This is a genomic window from Streptomyces hygroscopicus (assembly GCF_026168105.1).
In the GTDB taxonomy this organism is placed as follows: Bacteria; Actinomycetota; Actinomycetes; order Streptomycetales; family Streptomycetaceae; genus Streptomyces; species Streptomyces hygroscopicus_D.
Genome location: NZ_LBMW01000046.1, coordinates 17,678 through 36,543 on the forward strand (window position 1 = coordinate 17,678; position 18,866 = coordinate 36,543).

General features: G+C 72.9%; 17 protein-coding genes. 6 read left to right on the plus strand and 11 right to left on the minus strand.

All coding sequences use genetic code 11. The features are described from left to right. Window positions 1–56: 56 nt before the first annotated feature. The 3 genes from AAW14_RS31460 (at window position 57) to AAW14_RS31470 (ending at window position 1,706) form a co-directional block, all read left to right on the plus strand. Complete coding sequence (locus AAW14_RS31460) at window positions 57–434, plus strand: helix-turn-helix domain-containing protein (protein WP_055511872.1); 378 nt, start codon at window positions 57–59, stop codon at window positions 432–434. A 306-nt stretch (window positions 435–740) separates the two neighbouring features. Beyond that, a complete protein-coding gene (locus AAW14_RS31465) occupies window positions 741–1,211 on the plus strand; it encodes a Dps family protein (protein WP_265567833.1) in 471 nt (156 codons plus the stop codon). Between the two features lie 231 nt (window positions 1,212–1,442). Beyond that, window positions 1,443–1,706: a hypothetical protein gene (locus tag AAW14_RS31470; RefSeq protein ID WP_265567834.1), complete on the plus strand. Its 264-nt coding sequence runs from the start codon at window positions 1,443–1,445 to the stop codon at window positions 1,704–1,706. A 112-nt stretch (window positions 1,707–1,818) separates the two neighbouring features. Here AAW14_RS31470 and AAW14_RS31475 read toward each other — a convergent pair whose 3' ends face one another. The 4 genes from AAW14_RS31475 to AAW14_RS31490 all read right to left on the minus strand — a co-directional run bounded on the left by AAW14_RS31475 (window position 1,819) and on the right by AAW14_RS31490 (window position 10,144). Next, the gene (locus AAW14_RS31475; protein ID WP_265567835.1) at window positions 1,819–2,604 is read right to left on the minus strand and encodes an SDR family NAD(P)-dependent oxidoreductase; all 786 of its coding nucleotides are present in this window, start codon (window positions 2,602–2,604) and stop codon (window positions 1,819–1,821) included. A 33-nt stretch (window positions 2,605–2,637) separates the two neighbouring features. Then, window positions 2,638–3,492 (minus strand): Fpg/Nei family DNA glycosylase, encoded by an 855-nt coding sequence (locus tag AAW14_RS31480; RefSeq protein ID WP_265567836.1) that lies wholly within the window; start codon window positions 3,490–3,492, stop codon window positions 2,638–2,640. Window positions 3,493–3,847: 355 nt separating this feature from the next. Beyond that, window positions 3,848–8,938, minus strand: a complete 5,091-nt coding sequence (locus AAW14_RS31485) for an ATP-dependent helicase (RefSeq protein ID WP_265567837.1) — start codon at window positions 8,936–8,938, stop codon at window positions 3,848–3,850. A 261-nt stretch (window positions 8,939–9,199) separates the two neighbouring features. Next, window positions 9,200–10,144, minus strand: a complete 945-nt coding sequence (locus AAW14_RS31490; RefSeq protein ID WP_265567838.1) for a hypothetical protein — start codon at window positions 10,142–10,144, stop codon at window positions 9,200–9,202. Window positions 10,145–10,224: 80 nt separating this feature from the next. On the opposite strand from AAW14_RS31490, the gene AAW14_RS31495 reads away from it, so the two are divergent. Then, window positions 10,225–10,419, plus strand: a complete 195-nt coding sequence (locus AAW14_RS31495) for a DUF3046 domain-containing protein (RefSeq protein ID WP_265567839.1) — start codon at window positions 10,225–10,227, stop codon at window positions 10,417–10,419. 72 nt (window positions 10,420–10,491) lie between these two features. Here AAW14_RS31495 and AAW14_RS31500 read toward each other — a convergent pair whose 3' ends face one another. Beyond that, the gene (locus tag AAW14_RS31500; RefSeq protein WP_265567840.1) at window positions 10,492–11,331 is read right to left on the minus strand and encodes a hypothetical protein; all 840 of its coding nucleotides are present in this window, start codon (window positions 11,329–11,331) and stop codon (window positions 10,492–10,494) included. Between the two features lie 337 nt (window positions 11,332–11,668). Here AAW14_RS31500 and recA point away from each other — a divergent pair, with 337 nt between their 5' ends. Together recA and recX are read left to right on the plus strand one after the other, a co-directional pair. Then, window positions 11,669–12,796 carry a recombinase RecA gene (recA, locus tag AAW14_RS31505; protein ID WP_265567841.1) on the plus strand — a complete coding sequence of 376 codons (1,128 nt, stop codon included), beginning with the start codon at window positions 11,669–11,671 and terminating at the stop codon, window positions 12,794–12,796. 3 nt (window positions 12,797–12,799) lie between these two features. Further along, window positions 12,800–13,582: a recombination regulator RecX gene (gene recX / locus AAW14_RS31510; RefSeq protein WP_265567842.1), complete on the plus strand. Its 783-nt coding sequence runs from the start codon at window positions 12,800–12,802 to the stop codon at window positions 13,580–13,582. Between the two features lie 294 nt (window positions 13,583–13,876). Here the strand turns inward: recX and AAW14_RS31515 are convergent, their stop codons facing one another. The 6 genes from AAW14_RS31515 to AAW14_RS31535 all read right to left on the minus strand — a co-directional run bounded on the left by AAW14_RS31515 (window position 13,877) and on the right by AAW14_RS31535 (window position 18,754). Further along, the gene (locus AAW14_RS31515; RefSeq protein WP_265567843.1) at window positions 13,877–14,278 is read right to left on the minus strand and encodes a rhodanese-like domain-containing protein; all 402 of its coding nucleotides are present in this window, start codon (window positions 14,276–14,278) and stop codon (window positions 13,877–13,879) included. Beyond that, window positions 14,275–14,808: a cysteine dioxygenase gene (locus AAW14_RS31520; RefSeq protein WP_265567844.1), complete on the minus strand. Its 534-nt coding sequence runs from the start codon at window positions 14,806–14,808 to the stop codon at window positions 14,275–14,277. Before AAW14_RS31520 ends, AAW14_RS31515 begins: the two co-directional genes overlap by 4 nt. Window positions 14,809–14,881: 73 nt before the next feature. Continuing rightward, on the minus strand, window positions 14,882–14,968 hold the full coding sequence (locus AAW14_RS39900) for a putative leader peptide (protein ID WP_313960178.1): 87 nt from the start codon (window positions 14,966–14,968) through the stop codon (window positions 14,882–14,884). A gap of 321 nt (window positions 14,969–15,289) precedes the next feature. Beyond that, entirely contained in the window at window positions 15,290–16,966 is a 1,677-nt protein-coding gene (locus AAW14_RS31525; protein WP_265567866.1) for an FAD-dependent monooxygenase, read from the minus strand. Window positions 16,967–17,183: 217 nt separating this feature from the next. Further along, the gene (locus AAW14_RS31530) at window positions 17,184–18,092 is read right to left on the minus strand and encodes an amino acid ABC transporter permease (protein WP_265567845.1); all 909 of its coding nucleotides are present in this window, start codon (window positions 18,090–18,092) and stop codon (window positions 17,184–17,186) included. Continuing rightward, window positions 18,089–18,754, minus strand: a complete 666-nt coding sequence (locus AAW14_RS31535) for an amino acid ABC transporter permease (protein WP_265567867.1) — start codon at window positions 18,752–18,754, stop codon at window positions 18,089–18,091. Before AAW14_RS31535 ends, AAW14_RS31530 begins: the two co-directional genes overlap by 4 nt. Between the last annotated feature and the right edge of the window lie 112 nt (window positions 18,755–18,866).

Sequence of the window (18,866 nt, forward strand, 5' to 3'; positions counted from 1 at the left end):
GGCGGTACGGTGGGGCGTGAAGGATGCGGTCTCGCGGTCCGAGGAGGGAGCCACCGATGATTCTGCTCCGTCGCCTGCTGGGTGACGTGCTGCGTCGGCAGCGCCAGCGCCAGGGCCGTACTCTGCGCGAAGTCTCCTCGTCCGCCCGAGTCTCGCTCGGCTATCTCTCCGAGGTGGAGCGGGGGCAGAAGGAGGCGTCCTCCGAGCTGCTCTCCGCGATCTGCGACGCGCTGGACGTACGGATGTCCGAGCTCATGCGGGAAGTGAGCGACGAGCTCGCCCTCGCCGAGCTGGCACAGTCGGCTGCGGCAACCGAGCCGGTGCCCGCACCGGTGCGTCGCCCGATGCTCAATTCCGTGTCTGTCGCCGGTGTTCCGCCGGAACGGGTCACGATCAAGGCGCCCACCGAGGCAGTGGACGTGGTCGCCGCCTGAGTTCACGCCCCTGGGCGGATGAGGCGGTGACGTGTGCGAGAAGCCCCGGCCGGGGCTTCTCCGGGGATGATTCCCGGAGGGGTGCGGCCGGGGCTCTCGCATGTCCCGGGCGGGGTTTCTCGCCTGTGGCCCGGGCGGGGTTTCTCGCCTGTGGCCGGGGCGGCTCCTGCGGCTGTGTGCCGGGCGGCCCGGCGGCCGGAAGCGGGGCCTGGCGGGTCACGGTCCCCGTTTGCCGGGTCCGTGCGCTGCGGTCATCGTGGAAGGGTCAGGGGCTCGGGGCCGTACGAACGCTTGCGGAGGATGCCGATGTACGTCGTGAAGAGCCCGCTGTCCGACGCGGACCTCAAGATCGTCTCCGAGGCGCTGCAGGGCGCCTTGGTCGACCTGCTGGACCTCTCCCTGGTGGCGAAGCAGGTGCACTGGAACGTGATCGGACCGCGCTTCCGCTCCATCCATCTGCAGCTCGACGAAGTCGTGGACAGCGCACGGCTGCACTCCGACACCGTGGCGGAACGGTCCTCGGCGCTGGGCGTGCCGCCGGACGGGCGCGCCGCGACCGTCGCCCAGGGCAGCGGCATCGGTGCCGTTCCCCAGGGCTGGGTCAAGGACACGGACGCGGTGGGCACGCTCGTATCGGCACTGGGCGCGGTGATCGTGCGCATGCGGGAGCGCGTGGAGGCGACCGCCCAGCCGGATCCGGTGAGCCAGGACATCTTCATCGGCATCACCGCCGACCTCGAGAAGCATCACTGGATGTTCCAGGCGGAGAACGGGTGAGCGCGGGGCCCGAGGGGCGTCTGTGCGCCCCGGCCGGTGGCGGCGCCACTGAGAGTGGGGGCGCCCCTGAGGGTGGGGGCTGGTTGGGTGAGGGCGTGCGCTGGGTGCGCCGTGTTCGACGGATACCGGGGGCATGCGCTGGGTTCGGTGCGCCCGTGTGCCGCTGGTGCGCCCTCCCTGGCGGTGACGTGCCGGTCTAGGGTCTGGTTCCTCGGGTTGGAGGTGACGGCCATGGCGTGGCGCGCGGCGCGCTGGGGGGCGACGCTGGCGCTGGGTGCGCTGTGGTGGTGGGGGATGCTCCGACTCGTGCTGGCACCCGATGCGGGGGTGCTGGAAGGGGCGGTCGCGACCGGGGGGTGGGGACTGAGCCTGCTGCCGGTGCACTGTGTGCCGAAGGCCCGCGCCGTGGGGGCGGCCGGGTCGGACCGGTGGGCCAGGTCCTGGCTGCGGTGGCGAACCGCCAGGGGGCGCGGGAGGGGCGCGCAACCAGGGTGAGGGGTGGGGACGCGGGGGAGCGAGCGGGGTCGGCAGGACCGTCTCCGGGGGCATTCAGGGGGTCCCCGGAGACGGTCGGCCGACCCGGCCGCGCATCACCGCGCGGGCGATGTCACCACGGCATCGCCACGCCCCCGTTCGGGCGGAGGATCTGGCCGGTGGTGAAGGACGAGGCGTCGCAGGCCAGGTACAGAACCGCGTGGGCGATGTCCTCCGGCTCACCGACCCGGCCCAGCGGTGACATCCGGGCCATGAACGCCTCCGTCCGTGCCTGCGTCGGTCCGTGGCGGTCGATGTGGCGGTCGATGTGGCCGTCGGTCATGGGCGTACGCGTCCAGCCCGGCGCTACCGCGTTGACCCGGATCCCGTGCCGTCCCACCTCCGTCGCCAGGGTCTTCGTCAGCTGCACCACGGCCGCCTTCGCCGCGCCGTAGCAGAGAAGCCCCGGACCGCCGGTGTCGACGGCGCCCGAGGCCATCGTGACGATGCTGCCGTGGGTGCCGTCCGCGATCATGCGGAGGGCGGCCGCCTGACAGGCGTGGAGCACCCCCTTGAAGTTGACGGCCAGCACCCGGTCCAGGTCCTCGTCGCGCGTCTCCAGGACGGTGCTGCTGTGCATGATCCCGGCGACGGCCGCCATCGCGTCGAGGCGCTCGCAGGAAGCGACCGCCTCTCCGAGTTGTGCCCGGTCGGTCACGTCGAGGTGGTGGGTGTGTGCCGTGCCGCCGCGGACCTTGATCAGAGCGGCCGTCTCGTGCAGGCCCTGTGCGTCACGGTCGGCGCAGTGCACGGTCGCGCCGGCCTCTGCCAGCAGCACGGCCGAGGCGCGGCCGATGCCGCTGGCGGCCCCGGTGACGAATGCGCTGCGTCCGCTGAGGTCGTACGCCGTGACGGGCATGACAGCGACGGTACGAGCAGTTCTGACGGTCCGTCAATTGGTCGTACGGGGACGGGTACTGCGATGGTTCGCCCGCCCCGGGGCCGGAACCGGCGCGGGGGCCGGGCCCCACTGACAGGCCGGGCACCAGTAGGTGGGACGCTCACGGGAGCCGTCGCCCTGGTCGGCCACCCGGACCGGGGTACCGCAGCGCAGACAGGGGCGGGGCGCGCGCCCGTACACGAAGAGGTTGCTTTCGCGCCGTCCCGTGGTGTTGCGCGCCGGGCGCTCGCGGTTCGCCTCGAGCAGCCGCTTGGCGAGCGCGGGGAGCCGGGCGGACTGCTCGGCGGGGAGGTCGCCCACGGGGAGCCAGGGGGTCACCTGGAGCAGGAAGCACAGCTCGCTCTTGAAGACATTGCCGATGCCGGCCAGGTTGCGCTGGTCCAGGAGCGCCTCGCCGAGGGGGCGGGCGGGGTCGCGCAACAGGTTCTCCAGCGCCGTGGCGGGGTCCCAGTCGGGGCCCAGGAGGTCGGGACCCAGGTGGCCCACGGCTCGCTGTTCGTCGGCAGTGCGCAGCAGCTCCAGGACGGGCAGCCGGTAGCCGACCGCCGTGCGGTCGACGGTGCCGAGGATCGCCCGGATCTGGTGGGCGGGACCGCCGCTCCAGCGCTGCCCCGCCGCGTAGATCTTCCACGCGCCGTCCATCTTCAGATGCGAGTGCAGCGTGAGCCCTCCCTCGATGCGGGTGAGGAGGTGCTTGCCGCGCGGGGTGACGTCCAGGACGGTACGGCCGGTGAGGTCGGCCGTGGCGTACCTGGGCACCCTGAGATCCGAACGGGTCAGCACCTTGCCCGCGAGCGCCCCGTGCAGACGCTTCGCGGCTTGGTAGACGGTGTCGCCTTCGGGCATGGGTTCAAGGGTGGCACGCCGGGGCGGCAGGGGGCCGGGCGGGCGTGGGGACGGCGCGGGCCACCGGGCTGGTGAGCGGCGGACGCCCCGCTGGTTGGTGGCGCGGCGGGCGGAGGCACGGTGCGATGCCTGCCGCAGCGGAGTCGCGCCCACGGCGGCGGACGGCTGTGCGGGGCGTGTGCCAGGGCGCTGCGCCGACCGGTGGCCGCTTGGTGCGCGGCCCGGCAGAGAGCGCCTCGGCCGACACGGGCGTGAGCCTGTACTGCGCCGCGCACCTTCCGGAAGGCGTGTGCCGCAAGCGCATCGTCGTCGAGCCGTGCCATGGCGCGCCGTGCTGCGTCGTCGTGCCGGAGGCTCAGGCGCGGATGCGCAGCCCACGCGGGGTCGCGATGAAGCCTGCTCCTTCCAGGAGAATGCCGAAGGGGGACGACAGGGCGGCGGCGCCGTTGACGCGCTCCACCGTGACCGTGCCGAGGGAACCCGCCCGTGCGGCGGCCCCGAGCGCCTCGGCGGCCGTGCGCAGCCGGGCGTCCTCCGTCGGCTTGGCCTCGGGATCGGCGGGCCAGGCCAGCAGGGTCTTGCCGCCGCGCTCCATGTAGAGCGCCAGCTCCCCGTCGACCAGGACCACCAGCGACCCCGCCTTGCGCCCCGGCTTGTGCCCGGCACCCGTCGGCGGCTCGGGCCAGGGCAGCGCCGCGCCGTAGGCGTTCGCCGGGTCGGCGGCGGCCAGGACAACCGTCCGTGCCGAGCCGGTGGCCCGGGTGCGGTGGGGCGCGAGGCCTCGTCCGGGATGCCCGTACCCGGAACGGGAGCCGGGGTCCCCGGAAGTGAAGCCGGAACCCGAGCGCGGCCCCCCGAAACCGGGGGCGGACAGCGGGTCCGGGAGGGCCGGGCCCGTGGCGAGGGCATCGTCGAATCCTGTGCCGGGCCCGGCGCCGGGACCCTCGTCGAAGCCGGTGCCTGACGGGCTGCCCAGGGCCCAGCGTTGGTCGGCACCGAATGCGGTGTCCGAGTCGTCGAGGGGGGCGAGGCCAGTGCCGGGAGTCCCGATGGGATCGGGCCCGGCGCCCGGAGCCCCGGTGGGTCCCAGGCCGGTGCCGGTAGCCCCGGTGGAGTCGAACGGGAAAGCGTGGGCCCCGGTGAAACCGTTGGCGAAGCCGTTCCCCGCGCCGGGGCCCGTCCCCGCGCCGGGCAGCGGCTCGCCCCGCTCGCGGGCGTTCGCCACCGCGCGCAGCCGGTCCACCGCGCCGTCCATCGCGAACTGCGCCGCGCCCAGCCCCTCGACCACGTAGCCGCGCCGCGCCTGACCGCTCTCCTCGAAGGCGGACAGGACGCGGTACACGGCCGAGAAGCCACCCTCCACCCCTTCCGCGCCCACCGCGCCGCGGGTCACCACACCGTGCCGGTCCAGCAGCGTCCGGGCCAGGGCGTGGGCGCGGACCGTCGGGTCGGCCTCGCGGCTGGGGAGCAGCGACCAGCGGCCCGCGACGGTCGGTGGGCCCGTACGGGACTGGGGGCGGACCGCGGCCGTCAGCGAGCCGTACCGTCCGCGCGGGACCGCCCGCTTTGCCCGGTGCGCGGTGGAGCCCGCGGTGCGGCCCGAGCCGAGCAACGACCGCATCGGCGCGAGAGTGTCGTTGGTCAGCCGTCCCGACCAGGCCAGATCCCAGATCGCGTCGGCCAGTTGGGGTTCCGTGGCGTCCGGGTGCGTCGTGGCGCGGACCTGGTCGGCTATCTGACGGAAGAACAGGCCGTATCCCCCCGAGAGGGTGTCCAGGACCGACTGGTGGAGCGGGGTGAGCTCGAGGGGGTGCGGGGAGGGCAGCAGCAAGGGAGCCGCGTCCGCCAGATAGAGGGAGATCCAGCCGTCCTTGCCGGGCAGAGCGCCCGCGCCCGCCCACACCACCTCGCCGGCGGCCGTGAGTTCGTCCAGCATCGCGGGTGTGTAGTTCGCGACGCGGGAGGGCAGAACGAGCTTCTCCAGGGCGGACGCGGGCACGGAGGCCCCCTGCAGCTGCTCGATCGCGCGCACCAGACCATCCACGCCCCGCAGCCCGTGCCCGCTGCCGACGTGCTGCCACTGTGGCAGGAACTGCGCCAGCGCGGCCCGGGGCACCGGCTCCAGCTCGTGCCGCAGCGCCGCCAGCGAACGGCGCCGTAGCCTGCGCAGCACCGCCGCGTCGCACCACTCCTGGCCGATCCCCGCCGGGTGGAACTCGCCCTGGACGATCCGGCCCGAGGCCGCCAGCCGTTGCAGTGCGCCCTCGGTGACCGCGACCCCGAGTCCGAACCGCGCTGCCGCGGCGGCCGAGGTGAAGGGGCCGTGCGTGCGCGCATACCGTGCGAGGAGGTCGCCGAGCGGGTCCTTGACCGGCTCGGTGAAGGCCTCCGGGACGCCCACCGGCAGCGCCGTGCCCAGCGCGTCGCGCAGCCGGCCCGCGTCCTCGACCGCCGCCCAGCGGTCGACGCCCGCGATACGGACCTTGATCGCCCGGCGGGCGGCGGCCAGCTCCTGGGCCCAGTGGGGCTCGGCGCCCCGTTCCGTCAACTGGGCGTCGGTGAGCGGGCCCAGCAGCCGCAGCACGTCCGCGACTCCCTCGGCGTCCTTGACGCGCCGGTCCTCGGTGAGCCACTGCAGCTCGCGCTCCAGCTCGGTCAGGACCTCGGCGTCGAGCAGTTCCCGCAGCTCCGCCTGGCCCAGCAGCTCGGCAAGCAGCCGCGAGTCCAGCGACAGGGCGGCGGCGCGCCGCTCGGCGAGCGGTGAGTCCCCCTCGTAGAGGAACTGCGCCACGTACCCGAACAGGAGCGAGCGGGCGAAGGGGGACGGCTCCGGTGTGGTGACCTCGACGAGCCGCACCTTGCGGGACTCGATGTCACCCATCAGCTCCACGAGACCCGGGACGTCGAAGACGTCCTGAAGACACTCGCGGACCGCCTCGAGGACGATCGGGAACGAGCCGAACTCGCTGGCCACCTGGAGCAGTTGGGCCGCTCGCTGGCGCTGCTGCCACAGCGGGGTCCGCCTGCCGGGGTTGCGCCGCGGCAGCAGCAGTGCCCGCGCCGCGCACTCGCGGAACCGGGACGCGAACAGCGCCGAGCCTCCGACCTGGTCGGTGACGACCTGGTCGACCTCGCCCTTGTCGAAGGAGACGTCCGCCGCGCCCACGGGCGCCTGCTCGGTGTCGTATTCGGTGCCCGCCCTCATCGGCTCCTGGTCCAGCAGGTCCAGGCCCATCAGGTCGGCGTCGGGCAGGCGCAGCACGATGCCGTCGTCGGCGTGCATGACCTGGGCGTCCATGCCGTACCGCTCGGACAGACGGGCACCAAGAGCGAGCGCCCACGGGGCGTGGACCTGGGCACCGAAGGGGGAGTGCACCACCACCCGCCAGTCGCCCAGCTCGTCGCGGAAGCGCTCGACGACGATGGTGCGGTCGTCCGGGACGTGACCGCAGGCCTCGCGCTGTTCGTCCAGATACGACAGCACGTTGTCCGCGGCCCAGGCGTCGAGCCCCGCCGCCAGCAGCCTCAGCCGCGCGTCCTCCTTGGAAAGCGATCCCACCTCGCGCTGGAACGCGCCCACCGCGCGGCCCAGTTCCAGCGGGCGGCCCAGCTGGTCGCCCTTCCAGAAGGGCAGTCGGCCGGGGACACCGGGGGCGGGGGAGACCAGGACGCGGTCGCGCGTGATGTCCTCGATCCGCCAGGAACTGGTGCCCAGAGTGAACACGTCCCCGATCCGGGACTCGTACACCATCTCCTCGTCCAGCTCGCCGACCCGGCCGCCGCCCTTCTTCGGGTCGGCCCCAGCGAGGAAGACTCCGAAGAGCCCGCGGTCGGGAATCGTGCCCCCGGAGGTGACGGCGAGCCGCTGGGCGCCCGGGCGGCCGGTGATCGTGCCCGCGACCCGGTCCCACACGACCCGCGGGCGCAGCTCCGCGAAGGCGTCGGAGGGATAGCGGCCGGCGAGCATGTCCAGCACCGCCGTGAAGGCCGACTCCGGCAGCGAGGCGAAGGGGGCCGCCCGGCGGACCGTGGCGAGAAGGTCGTCGAACTGCCAGGTGTCGAGCGCCGTCATGGCCACGAGCTGCTGCGCGAGCACGTCCAGCGGGTTCGCCGGAACCCTCAGCGACTCGATCGAACCGGTGCGCATCCGCTCGGTGACCACGGCGGACTGGACGAGGTCGCCGCGGTACTTCGGGAAGACCACACCCGTGGAGACCGCGCCGACCTGGTGCCCCGCGCGGCCCACGCGCTGCAGTCCGGAGGCCACGGACGGCGGGGACTCGACCTGGACGACAAGGTCCACCGCGCCCATGTCGATGCCCAGTTCGAGGCTGGAGGTGGCGACCACGGCGGGCAGCCGGCCCGCCTTGAGGTCCTCCTCGACGAGGGCGCGCTGCTCCTTGGAGACCGAGCCGTGGTGGGCGCGGGCGAGCACCGGGGGCGCCCCCTGAGCCGCGCCCGAGCCGCCCATCAGCTGGGCGGGCGCGTGGTGCTCCTCCAACGTCTCACCGGTGGCCCTCTCGTACGCGATCTCGTTGAGCCGGTTGCACAGGCGCTCCGCGAGACGGCGGGAGTTGGCGAACACGATCGTGGAGCGGTGGGCCTGGACCAGGTCGGCGATCCGCTCCTCCACATGCGGCCAGATGGAGGGGCGCTCTGCGCCCTCGGACCCGTCGGCGACGGGGGAGCCGCCCAGCTCGCCGAGGTCCTCGACGGGGACGACGACCGACAGGTCGAACTCCTTGCCGGACTCCGGCTGGACGATCTCCACGTTGCGGCGAGGGGAGAGGAACCGGGCGACCTCGTCCACCGGGCGCACGGTGGCCGACAGGCCGATGCGGCGCGCGGGCTTCGGCAGCAGCTCGTCGAGACGCTCCAGGGAGAGCGCGAGATGCGCGCCCCGCTTGGTGCCCGCCACCGCGTGCACCTCGTCCAGGATCACCGTGTCCACGCCCGTCAGCGCGTCTCGCGTGGACGACGTCAGCATCAGGAACAGTGATTCCGGGGTGGTGATCAGGATGTCCGGCGGGCGCGTGGCCAGGGCACGGCGCTCGGCGGCCGGGGTGTCGCCGGAGCGGATGCCCACCTTCACCTCCGGCTCGGGCAGGCCGAGCCGCACCGACTCCTGGCGGATGCCCGTGAGCGGGCTGCGCAGATTCCGCTCCACGTCGACCGCGAGCGCCTTCAGCGGGGACACGTACAGCACCCGGCAGCGCTTCTTCGGGTCGGCGGGCGGGGGGCTGGACGCCAGTTGGTCGAGCGCCGCGAGGAACGCGGCCAGCGTCTTGCCGGAGCCGGTCGGGGCGACCACCAGCACGTCCGAGCCCTCGGCGATGGCGCGCCACGCCCCGGCCTGGGCGTCGGTGGGCGCGGAAAACGCCCCCGTGAACCAGCCGCGGGTCGCGGGGGAGAAGCCGTCGAGGGCTCGGTGTGCTGGACTTGCCATGCGTTCCATCCTGCACCCACCCACTGACAAACCCCCTGACCTGCGCAGATGCCCATGGGGGGTGCGGTCGTCGGGCTACCGGCGGGGCCCGGGGCGCGGCGCGGAGCCCTTCGGGGCCGTGGCGCAGAACGGGGCCGTGGCAGGCTCCGGCGCGCCCCCCTCCCGCTCGTCGTGGCCGCAGCCGTCGTGGTGACGGCGGGGGTGCGGACGATGACGGACCGGGCGTCCGGTCGCCGTGCCCGAGGCCCGGGCCGTGGGCCGTCAGCCGATGGGGCGCCCGTACGCCCGGAGGGTGCGCAACGCCTCGAGGGTCACCATGGGGCGGCACTCCAGGGCGGTGCCCGGTGCCCACTGGCGCCAGCGGACGGGCCAGCCGCCGTCCTCCTGCTGTTCGGCCGCGAGGAAGTCCAGGGCGCGCGCCATCTCCTCGTCGGTGAACCACGCGCGCGCGAGGGAGTCGGGAGTGCGCGCGAAGTCGTACGGGAAGTGGTGTTCGCCCGGCGCATAGCCGGGCGCGACCGGATACGCCTCCGGGCGGTCCGGGTCCAGGACGGCGAGCCGCCGCTCCCGCACCAGGCGGCCGAGGCGGTCGGCGGCCGCCTCCGCGCGCGCACGGTCGGGTGCCGAGTCCAGGAACGCCACGGCCGCCTCCACCTCGTAAGGATGCGAGTTCTCCAGGGACTCGACCGCCTGCCAGCAGAAGTCGGTGGCCCGGAACAGCCATGCGTGCCACACCTCGTTGCGGTGCAGGAGGCCCACCACGGGGCCCGTGGCGAGGAGGTCGCTCGGCGGATCGTCGACGACCGGAACGAAGGGAGCCGCCGGATAACCGCGCTGGCTGGGATGGATCGCCGGAAGGGCGCCGTCCGGCGTCGACACGGAGGTCAGATAGCGGCACACGTGCTCCACGCGCTGTCCGCCGCAGCGCCCGATCGAGTCCAGGACGCGCAGCGCGTGCGCGGTGTGCAGAGGCTGGCTCACCGGGCCGCGCAGATCGGGCTCGAGGGCGTGACCGTACCCCTCGTCCTCGTTGCGATAGGCGGCCAGCGCGGTCTCCACGGGGTCGGCGGCACCGCCCAGGAAGTGGTACGCGAAGCGGCGCTGCTCCAGCACGCGCGCGGTGAGCCAGACGAAGTGCTCGGCGCGGGAGAGCGGGGTGTGCGCCGGGGGCGCAGAGGGGAGTGGAGATGCTCCGGTTTCGGCCATGGCTCAGACCGTAGGACGGAAAGCGTTCTCGGCAAGTGCTTCCGGCCAGGGCCCACCCTCAGGGGCGCGATACTGGGGTCATGCGGTTGACGGTCTTCTGGCAGCGGATGGCGGATCACTTCGGTGAGGTGTACGCCGACACCTTCGCGCGCGATCACGTGATGGCGGAGCTCGGCGGGCGCACCGTGCACCAGGCGCTGGAGGCCGGCTGGGAGGCCAAGGACGTGTGGCGCGCGGTGTGCACGGCCGTGAACGTTCCGCACGACAAGCGCTGAGGGCCCGCGAAGACCCGCAGGCCGTGACCGGATGTCGGTGGCATGGGCGACGTCACCGGCGGCGTGCGGGAATCACCAGGTGAGGGCCGCCCATGCGCCCGCGGCGAGCACCGCGGCCGCGTAGCCGCCCACCGCCGCGTACAGGATTCGCCGCTTCGTGACATCGCCCCAGGACGTGCGGGACAGCAGCCAGGCCAGCGCGGGCAGCACCAGCACGGCGTGCAGACCCACCCCGTGCAGCGGCTTGAGCGGCGCCGTGGAGTGGTAAGCCGCCTGTTGATGCCCGGCGCGCGACAGGACGACCCCGCGCGCGATCATCGCGGCCCCCGAGAGCAGCCCGATGATCAGGACGGCGAATCCGGAGCGCAGCGCGAGCGCCATCTCCGGCGGGCCACCGAGCCGGTGCCGGAACGCGGCGGCGGCGAACGCCGAGAGCACAACGACCAGGACGCCCCCGCCCACCGCGAGGGTCATCGCGACGGCGGTGTCGAAGGGCGTCTCGGTGTTGAGGTGCGAAGGCACACCACGCCAGGCCTGGAGGGTGATCCCGGCGACCTCCACCACACAGCCGGCGGCGAACACGACGAGCAGGACGCTGCGCCTTCGCGCACCGATGCGCAGATACGACGTCACCCAGGTGACCGTGATCAGCGTCAGCCCGAAGGAGAGCCCGAAGGTGACGGGCTTGCGCCAGGAGACGGGGCCGTCCCACGGGCCCCCGTCGAGGGCGAACACCACCAGGTGCGCGAGCCCGGACAGCACGAGTAGGGCACCGGTCGCACAGCACAGGCGTTCGGCGGGGCGGGCGGCGCGCCACAGGGCGGCCGTCCGGCCGCCGGGGCCGGCGGCGGGGGCGTCGGCCGGAGGGCCCGGGGCGGCGGTGGCGGGTGAGGTGGTGGCGCGGCGGTCCATGAGGCCAGCGTGGGCGCGACGGGCCGGACGGTCGTCGTACGGGCGGATGCTCCTCGCGTACGTCCCCGGGAGCAGGAGGCCTCGGCGCGTGGGGGAGCCGGTGCTGTCAGTGCGCGGACGTAGCCTCGGAACTGCCGTGCGGTGCGCTTGACATGGAAATCGAACATCCATTCTTATGGAGGCTCCGGCGGGGGTCGCGGCGGGGATTTCGCCACGGTTTCGATGGAGAAGTACCCGAGTTATCCACAGGCCGGACGAGCGTCGGGGCGCATTGTCAGTGGCAGGCGTTAGCGTCTTTGACGTGAAGCGATCGACTCAAGCAAACCGGGTGGAACCCATGGCAGGAACCGACCGCGAGAAGGCCCTGGATGCCGCGCTCGCACAGATTGAACGGCAATTCGGCAAGGGCGCGGTCATGCGCATGGGCGAGCGGTCGAAGGAGCCCATCGAGGTCATCCCGACCGGGTCGACCGCGCTCGACGTGGCCCTCGGCGTCGGCGGACTGCCGCGCGGCCGTGTGGTGGAGATCTACGGACCGGAGTCCTCCGGTAAGACGACCCTGACCCTGCACGCGGTGGCGAACGCGCAGAAGGCCGGCGGCCAGGTCGCCTTCGTGGACGCCGAGCACGCCCTCGACCCCGAGTACGCGCGCAAGCTGGGCGTCGACATCGACAACCTGATCCTCTCCCAGCCGGACAACGGCGAACAGGCGCTGGAGATCGTGGACATGCTCGTCCGCTCCGGCGCGCTCGACCTCATCGTCATCGACTCCGTCGCCGCGCTCGTCCCCCGCGCGGAGATCGAGGGCGAGATGGGCGACTCGCACGTGGGTCTGCAGGCCCGCCTGATGAGCCAGGCGCTCCGGAAGATCACCAGCGCGCTCAACCAGTCGAAGACCACCGCGATCTTCATCAACCAGCTGCGCGAGAAGATCGGCGTGATGTTCGGCTCCCCGGAGACCACGACGGGTGGCCGGGCGCTGAAGTTCTACGCCTCGGTGCGCATCGACATCCGACGCATCGAGACCCTGAAGGACGGCACGGAGGCGGTCGGCAACCGCACGCGCTGCAAGGTCGTCAAGAACAAGGTCGCGCCGCCCTTCAAGCAGGCCGAGTTCGACATCCTCTACGGCCAGGGCATCAGCCGCGAGGGTGGCCTGATCGACATGGGCGTCGAGCACGGCTTCGTCCGCAAGGCCGGCGCCTGGTACACGTACGAGGGCGACCAGCTCGGCCAGGGCAAGGAGAACGCGCGCAACTTCCTGAAGGACAACCCCGACCTGGCCAACGAGATCGAGAAGAAGATCAAGGAGAAGCTGGGCGTGGGCGTGCGCCCGGAGGAGCCCACCGCCGAGCCGGGCGTGGACGCGGCGAGCGCCGTGCCCGCGGCCGCGGAGACCGCCAAGACGGTGCCCGCGTCCGCGGCCAAGACCACCAAGTCCAAGGCCCCGGCGGCCAAGAGCTAGCCCATGACACGACGAACCGACTGGGCCGAGTACGCCCAGCCCGTTGCCCCGCGGGGGCGGGGGCGGGGGAGCCGGGGTGGCGGGGGGTCGGTCGGGGCCGATGACGGGGCGTACGACGACAGGAGCGGTGACGCGGGGGCGTACGCCGAGGGCGTTCCACGCGGCGACGGTCGTGCGCATGGGGACCGCGGGCGAGGGGGGCGGCGCGATGTCGGGGAGCCGGCCGACGGCCCACAGGACGGAGGTTCCTCCTTCTCGTCGAGGGCCGAGAAGAAGGAACCCCCAGGGGACCCGGCTGAGCAGGCACGGGCGATCTGTCTGCGCCTGCTCACCGGGACCCCGCGCACGCGGAAACAGCTCGCGGACGCCCTGCGCAAGCGGGAGATCTCCGAGGACGTGGCGGACGAGGTGCTGTCGCGGTTCGAGGAGGTCGGTCTGATCGACGACAGCGCCTTCGCCGACGCATGGGTGGAGTCCCGGCACCACGGCCGGGGCCTGGCCCGCCGGGCGCTCGCGCAGGAGCTGCGGACCAAGGGCGTCGACTCGGCGCTGATCGACGAAGCGGTGGGGCAGCTCGACGCCGAGCAGGAGGAGGCCACCGCACGCGAACTCGTCGCCCGGAAGCTGCGTGCGACACGAGGACTCGAGCGCGACAAGCGCCTGCGCCGCCTCGCGGGCATGCTCGCCCGCAAGGGTTACTCCGAGGGAATGGCCCTGAGAGTGGTCCGGCAGGCGCTGGAGGACGAGGGGGAAGACACGGAGGCCTTGGGGGACGCGGAGTTCTGAACCAGGTCGGGTTACCTCGACCGCGGCACGGAACCGACGGGACGGCCATGGCCCACGCGGCCTGAGCGCGCCCGACGGTGAGGGCGTACGCCGAGGGCGGACGGCGGCCGGACATGACGACCCGTGTGCCGGTCACCACGGACGCGGGCCCTGGACACGGTGGACGCGCGGGGGCGCCGATCGCGTTCAGGGCCCGGCCACACCGCTCGGCTCGGCCACAGCGCACCCGCCCAGTCGGCTGCTCGCCGCGAGGTGCGGTGCGGGTCCGGGCGTCGCGGCCCGCCCGGGACGGGGCTATGCCGTCACGGGCAGGCCCGCCGCCTTCCAGGCCTGGAAGCCGCCCACCAGGTCCGTGGCGCGGTGCAGGCCCAGTCGGCGCAGGGATGCGGCGGCCAGGCTGGAGGCGTAGCCCTCGTTGCACACGACCACCACGCGCAGATCGTGGCCCGTGGCCTCGGGGGCGCGGTGGCTGCCCTGGGGGTCGAGACGCCACTCCAGTTCATTGCGCTCGACGACGAGGGCGCCGGGGATCAGCCCGTCACGGTCGCGCAGGGCCGCGTACCGGATGTCCACGAGGAGTACCTCGCCGGCCCGGACGGCCTCGTACGCCTCCGCCGCCTCCACTCGGTCGAGGCCCTCGCGGACCCGTTCCAGCAACTCGTCGATGCCTAGGGGGCCTTCGGGCACGGCCGTCACTGCCAGTCCTCCGGGCGCTCGACCTGCTCCAGGCGCAGCACCTGGCCCGTACGGCTGTAGCGGCGGATCTGCGGCAGCGGCGGGTAGTAGGCGTGGACCGAGATCGCGTGCTGCCCGCTGGACCCGTTGAGCACCTCGTGCACATGGTGCTGTCCGAAGGAGCGGCCCCTGCCGGCCGGTAGCCGCCGCTCCCGGTCCACCCCGTCGGTGAGTTCCAGGGTCTTCCAGCCGTCGGAGGGCAGCCGGGCCGCGAGCGAGTTCTCCCTGAGCTCGCCCGCCGCGGTGACGAAGGCGCCCATCGACTCGGCGTGGTCGTGCCAGCCGGTGCCGGTGCCGGGCGGCCAGCCGATCAGCCAGGCCTCGCTGCCGCCGGGGCCCTCGATGCGTACCCAGGTACGGCCCTCGGGGTCGAGCGGCAGCGAGGCGATCAGCTCCGTGTCGGCTGCCGTACGGCGCACGAAGTCGAGCAGTTCGCTCTGGGTGGGGGTCCGGGCCGGGGCGGAGACGGGGGCAGAAGGAGAGTGAGACAACGGGTACCGTCCTGAGGGTTCGCGTGGGGCGCGCGCCGGTACGGGTACGGCGGGCGGGTGAAGGGAAGCGAGGTCAACAGGACGGACGACACACGCAGCCCGCATAGCGGACGAGGTCCATATGGACCCTCCGCCACAGGCGCACGCAGGTGTCGGTCACGATCCGGAGTACACCATGGCGGCCCAGACCGGTCAACTCACCGTCACTATGTGGACCCCACGGTGACCGTGAGTCCGGTGTCCGCCCGCACCACGCCCCTTCCCTCGCGGCGCATGTGCCTTCACCGTGCCCGTGCCTTCACCGTGCCCGTGCCTTCACCATGTCGGTGGCCTCACCACGCCTGTGCTCGCGCCATGCTTCCGCCCGTACCGACTTGCGCCATGCTTCCGCCCGTACCGACTTGCGCCATGCTTCCGCCCGTACCGACTTGCGCCACGCCTCCGCCCGCACCGCGCCTGTGCTCGCGCCCCGCCCGTACCCTCAGCCCGTGCTCGCCGTGGCCTGCGCCTTCTCCGCGCCGCCCAGCGCCGCCTCGGCCGCCTCGTACAGGTCCGCCGGCCGCACCCCGCTCAGCGCCGTGACTAGATGGCCGTCCGGGCGGACGAGGAGGACGGTATGCGCGGCCGCGCCCGGATAGCTCTCGGCGACGAGCAGTTCCGCCGGGTGCGGCAGCGCCGTCACCGCCGCCGCCAGCCGGGGCATGATCCCGGCGGACACCCAGTGCTTGCGCTCCCACACGCCCGTCCCCGGAGCAACCAGCACCACCAGCAGCGATCCCCGCCCCAGCCGGTCCCGCAGCCGTACGAAGGCGCCGTCCTCGGCCGTCACCCGCACGTCCACGACCGGCGCCCCGGGCTCGGTGTCCACCGGCACAGCCGACTCGGCGGGCGCGGGTGCGAGCGGCGAGTCGGCGTACGCCCCCGGCGCGCCCAGCGCCCCGCGCCCCAGTTGGCCGTCCGCGAGCAGTGCCTCATGGCCCCGGGCGGACCCGGGCACATACGCCCGCAGACCCCCGCCGCCCCGCAGCAACGGCAGCGCCTGGTCCGCGGCCCGCAGCCGGGCCGCGACCACGGCGCGGCGCTCCGCCTGATAGCTGTCGAGCAGGCCCTCGCGCGCGCCGTGGTGCCAGGCCAGAGCCAGCTTCCAGGCGAGGTTGTCGATGTCCCTGAGTCCTTCGTCCAGCCCCTGCGTGCCGAACGCGCCGAGCAGATGTGCGGCGTCCCCGGCGAGGAAGACCCGGCCCACGCGCCAGCGGCGGGCGAGCCTGTGGTGAACGGTGTGCACGCCCGTGTCCAGGAGGTCGTACGCAGGAGTGGTGCCCCCGTTCCAGCCCGCGAGGGTCTCCCGGACGAGGGTGACCAGCAGCTCGGGCGTGACCAGGTCCTTGCCCGGTGGCAGCAGCCAGTCCAGACGCCACATCCCGCCGGGCAGAGGGCGTGCCGTGACCTCGCCGGCCGAGGGGCCCGACGTCCGCCACGGCGGCATGCGGTGCAGCAACGCTTCGCCCGGCCAAGGCAGTTCGGTGCGCAGCGCTGCAACGGCGTGGCGCTCCACGGCCGTACGGCCGGGGAAGCGGATGTCGAGCAGCTTGCGCACCGTGGAGCGCGGTCCGTCGCAGCCGACCAGATGACTGCCGCGCCACCACGTGCCGCGGGGCCCGCGCGTGTGCGCCGTGACGCCCGACGACTCCTGCTCGACGGAGTCCAGACGACTCTCCACGGCAAGTTCGACCAGCGGTTCGGCGGCGACGGCCGCCCGCAGGGCGCCCATGAGCACATGCTGGGCGATGTGCAGCGGGGCCGGTACCTCGGCGGCGCCGGGCTCGTCGGCCTGGTCGCTCCGGTTTGCGGCGGCGCCGTACCCGCCCGTGCGCTGCTCCCGCGTACCCGCCGACGCGAACGTGACCGTCCGCATCACCTGCTTGCGGCGCATCGACCGCCATCCGGTCCAGCGCAGTCCGGCCTCGTCGAGAGTCGTTCCCGTCAGTCGTTCCATCAGGTCGGCGGTGTCCTCGCGCAGCACCACCGTGCGTGCGGCCCGCTGTTCGTCGTTGCCCGGGCCCTCGTCGAGAACCACCGACGGCACCTCCTGGCGTGCCAGCGCCAGCGCGAGCGAGAGGCCCACGGGCCCCGCTCCGACAATGATCACCGGGTCCACGGCGCGGAGCCCCCTGCCCACAGCGGTGTCCCGAGGTGCTTAGGTGAAGAGGAGGTCGGAGCAGGGTGCACGATCACAAAACGTATGCAACAGACTGCGCGCCAGCCGGTCAAGCGGGACGCACGGCCGGGGCCCCTCGCAAGCGACGGAGGCAGCGACATCACGCCGCTGCCTCCGTGCAGGTCACGCCCTTCGGCCGTGGCCGGATCGGCCGTTGTCAGATCGTCCCGCCGGCGCCGGTCCCGAAGGTGCCCGCGGTCTGGGCGGGGTTGAGCTCCTCGACCTCGTCCGGAGCGAGGACCGCTCCCGTGCTCCGCTTGCTGCGCCGCAGCCTGCCCTCCAGCCAGCTCGCGAAGCTCGTCAGGGCGAAGTTCACCACGATGTAGACGACCGCCACCACGATGAAGCTGGGGATGACATCGGCGTAGTTGGCCGCGAGCGTACTGCGCGCGTTCAGCAACTCCGGGAAGGCCAGCATCACACCGCCCAGCGCGGTGTCCTTCACGATGACGACGAGTTGGCTGACGATGGCCGGCAGCATCACCGTGACGGCCTGCGGCAGCAGGATGCCGGTCATCGTCTGACTCTTGCGCAGACCGATCGCGTACGCGGCCTCGGTCTGGCCCTTGGGGAGAGCGAGGATGCCCGCCCGTACGACCTCGGCGAGGACCGAGGCGTTGTAGAACACCAGGCCGGTGACGACCGCGTAGAGGGGCCGCTGGTCGCTGCCGATGTCCGTGGAACGGACGTAGAACTCGTTGGCGAACAGCATCAGCAGCAGCACCGGGATCGCCCGGAAGAACTCGACCACCACACCGGCCGGAACCCGGACCCACCGGTGGTCGGACAGCCGGGCGATGCCGAAGACCGCGCCCAGGGGGAGAGCGATGGCCATGGCGAGTGCCGCGGCTTTCAGGGTGTTGCCGAGCCCGGGCAGCAGATACGTCGTCCAGGCCTCGGCGGTGGTGAAGGGCTCCCACAGGGGCCACTTCAGCTGGCCCTTGTCGTCCATAGTCCGCCAGACCCACCACAGGAGCAGGACGAGCAGGGCGACGAAGACGATCGAGAGGACCACATTGCGCCGCTTGGCACGGGGGCCGGGCGCGTCGTAGAGAACGGAGCTCATCGCTTCACCGCCAGTCGCTTGCCCAGCCAGCCGAGGAAGAGGCCGACCGGCAGGGTCAGTACCACGAAGCCGAAGGCGAAGACCGCGCCGATGGCCACGGTCTGGGCCTCGTTCTCGATCATCGACTTCATCAGGCTGGCGGCCTCGGCCACGCCGATCGCGGCCGCCACCGTCGTGTTCTTGGTCAGGGCGATCAGTACGTTGGCCAGAGGGCCGATGACCGCGCGGAAGGCCTGCGGCAGCACGATGAGACGGAGGGTCTGGCTGAAGTTGAGCCCGATGGCGCGCGCCGCCTCGGCCTGTCCGACGGGAACGGTGTTGATGCCGGAGCGCAACGCCTCGCAGACGAAGGCCGCGTGATAGGCGACGAGACCGAGTACCGCCAGCCGGAAGCCCTGGATCTTGAAGTCGGAGGTCCCCATCGTCACGCCGAAGATGTCGGCGAGGCCGAGCGAGGTGAAGACGATGATGACCGTGAGGGGGATGTTCCGGACGATGTTCACGTAGGCGGTGCCGAACCCGCGCATGAGCGGGACCGGGCTGACCCGCATCGCGGCCAGCAGGGTGCCCCAGACCAGGGAGCCCAGGGCGGAGAAGACGGCGAGTTTCACCGTCATCCAGAACGCCCCTAGGACGTCGTAACCTTGAAGAAAGTCGAACACGATCTCCCGCGCTTCCGGGTGTGTGGCGTACGAGGAGGGCATGGCGCGCCGCCGCTGTGATCGCGGCGAGCGACGGCGCGCCTGCGGAACCCTGCGTTAGCTGCGGATCCCT

Bases quoted from the DNA above. Each gene is read 5' to 3' on its own strand.
- AAW14_RS31465 (WP_265567833.1), top strand. From the start codon at position 741: ATGTACGTCGTGAAGAGCCCGCTGTCCGACGCGGACCTCAAGATCGTC.
- AAW14_RS31480 (WP_265567836.1), bottom strand. From the start codon at position 3,492: ATGCCCGAAGGCGACACCGTCTACCAAGCCGCGAAGCGTCTGCACGGG.
- AAW14_RS31460 (WP_055511872.1), top strand. From the start codon at position 57: ATGATTCTGCTCCGTCGCCTGCTGGGTGACGTGCTGCGTCGGCAGCGC.
- AAW14_RS31470 (WP_265567834.1), top strand. From the start codon at position 1,443: ATGGCGTGGCGCGCGGCGCGCTGGGGGGCGACGCTGGCGCTGGGTGCG.
- recX (WP_265567842.1), top strand. From the start codon at position 12,800: ATGACACGACGAACCGACTGGGCCGAGTACGCCCAGCCCGTTGCCCCG.
- AAW14_RS31485 (WP_265567837.1), bottom strand. From the start codon at position 8,938: ATGGCAAGTCCAGCACACCGAGCCCTCGACGGCTTCTCCCCCGCGACC.
- AAW14_RS31490 (WP_265567838.1), bottom strand. From the start codon at position 10,144: ATGGCCGAAACCGGAGCATCTCCACTCCCCTCTGCGCCCCCGGCGCAC.
- AAW14_RS31495 (WP_265567839.1), top strand. From the start codon at position 10,225: ATGCGGTTGACGGTCTTCTGGCAGCGGATGGCGGATCACTTCGGTGAG.
- AAW14_RS31475 (WP_265567835.1), bottom strand. From the start codon at position 2,604: ATGCCCGTCACGGCGTACGACCTCAGCGGACGCAGCGCATTCGTCACC.
- AAW14_RS31500 (WP_265567840.1), bottom strand. From the start codon at position 11,331: ATGGACCGCCGCGCCACCACCTCACCCGCCACCGCCGCCCCGGGCCCT.
- recA (WP_265567841.1), top strand. From the start codon at position 11,669: ATGGCAGGAACCGACCGCGAGAAGGCCCTGGATGCCGCGCTCGCACAG.
- AAW14_RS31530 (WP_265567845.1), bottom strand. From the start codon at position 18,092: ATGAGCTCCGTTCTCTACGACGCGCCCGGCCCCCGTGCCAAGCGGCGC.